The 1,855-nt window shown below is 42.4% G+C and carries 2 protein-coding genes; both read right to left on the minus strand.

Annotated features, from left to right (window positions below; genetic code table 11):
• Positions 1-746, minus strand: a 746-nt coding sequence (gene istB, locus OXPF_RS19160) for an IS21-like element helper ATPase IstB (protein ID WP_054876829.1), incomplete at its 3' end; no start/stop codon positions are given.
• A 6-nt stretch (positions 747-752) separates the two neighbouring features.
• Positions 753-1,855, minus strand: a 1,103-nt coding sequence (locus tag OXPF_RS19165; RefSeq protein WP_054876828.1) for a Mu transposase domain-containing protein, incomplete at its 5' end; no start/stop codon positions are given.

The following is a 1,855-nucleotide window of genomic DNA, read 5'->3' on the forward strand; positions in this document are numbered from 1 at the left end:
ACCTCTCGCATTGAAATATCTTTAGTAGGGTCGATGCTTTCGATATTGATTTTGTAAGCATCATGTACAATACGATCCAGTATGGCATCTGTTAATGGGCCATCTGCTCCGCCAAGTTGCTCATACCAGCCCTCCATCCGATATTGTGAACAGAAGATGGTTGACGATTTCTTACGACGCCTGTGCAGAAGCTCAAAGATGTCCTTTTGCTCGTTAGCAGTAGGTTTAAGAAGCAGCCATTCATCAATAATGAGCAAAACAGGATTTGAATATTTGGCCATGACTTTCTTGTAAGTTCCTTCATTCCTTGCTATTTCAATGTCAATCAGAAGGTCAGGGAGTCTGACGTATTTAGTGTTGTAATACTGTTTGCAAGCCTCCATGCCAAAGGAACAAGCCATATAGGTTTTACCGCTGCCTGTTGCACCGGTAATAAAAATATTTCGGTGTTCAGTGATATATTCGCAGGTTGCAAGCCGTTTTAGCAGTTCCCTGTTTAACCTGCGACCTGACGTATAATCAATATCCATGATACTGGCGTCAGGCTGGTCGAATTCGGCATTCCGAATAAGTCTTCTAAGCCGATTATTCTTGCGACTGCTGTATTCGATATCTGTAAGTATTCCAAAACGATCTTCAAAAGGTACTTCTTTCATTTTTGGATCGTTAAGTTGTATGCGAAATGCATCTGCCATTGCACTAAGGCGCATTTCGATTAATTTATCAATAGTACTTTGATTTGTCATTGATGTTTACCTCCCATAATAGCCGGCACCTCTTGTGATGCCATGGCTGTTCTTGTGTGTGGTTTCTTCTTCAGATATAGCCGAAACAGACTTGTCCTGATTTATTGCGAGTATGTTTTGAATACTCTTGTAACTGGGTGATGCTGTATAGCTTAAGGCTTTTTCACAGGCTGACTCCAGCCGACCGGTTGTATATTTGTCCGCTAGTTTTAAAAGTCCCATACAGCTTTTGTAAGTCTGTTGCTCCACACGCTTTGAGGTAAGTATTGCATCTACGACTTTGTACGTATTGATTCCAATCCGCTCGGCCCATTGACGGAAACGCTTACCGTTCCATTCCAAGTATTTCTGGTGGTCTTCCGGCATATGTTCCACAATGGTGCTGTATTGCCCCTTACGACCGTGAAGACGGAGATGGGAAGCAATGCGGTTATGGTTATAGAATACTTCAAGTGTTTTATCTGTTATCCTCACATCAACCTTACGTTTTATGTACTCGTAAGGAACGGAGTATAGCATTCCGTCGACTGATATGTGATAATTAAACTGAACGGTGGCTTGTTTCCATTCCGCCAGTTCATATGGGGTAGCAGGTAATGGTGCCAGTAATGGCAGTTCTTCGTCACGGAAGAGTTCAAGCCGGCTGCCCTCTTTCTTTTGAAAAAGCTTGGCATTGAATTCTTTCAGCTTTACACGAATTGCGGCATTTAATTCAGCAAGTGAAAAGAACTGTTCATTGCGTAATGCAGCGGTAATCCATGTAGATATCCCATTTACAGAACCTTCGGCATTTGGTTTATCCTTTGGCTTACGCACTCTGGCAGGAATAATGGCGGTGCCGTAATGCTCTGCCATTCCATAATAGATGGCATTTACCTGCTGGTTATACCATCCGCCATTATGTACGATAGCTGTCTTGCAATTATCAGATACCAAGATTTTAGCAACGCCGCCGAAGTATTCGTACATATGAACATGGGCAGTTATCCATGCTCGCTGTTTTTCATTGATAAATGCTTCTACATAGGCATACTGGCTGTATGTCATAACACCAACGAAAATATATGCATTGATGATTTCTCCGGTATCAGGGTCGGTAATATGAGCGA

The organism is Oxobacter pfennigii, from assembly GCF_001317355.1.
GTDB classification, from domain to species: domain Bacteria; phylum Bacillota; class Clostridia; order Clostridiales; family Oxobacteraceae; genus Oxobacter; species Oxobacter pfennigii.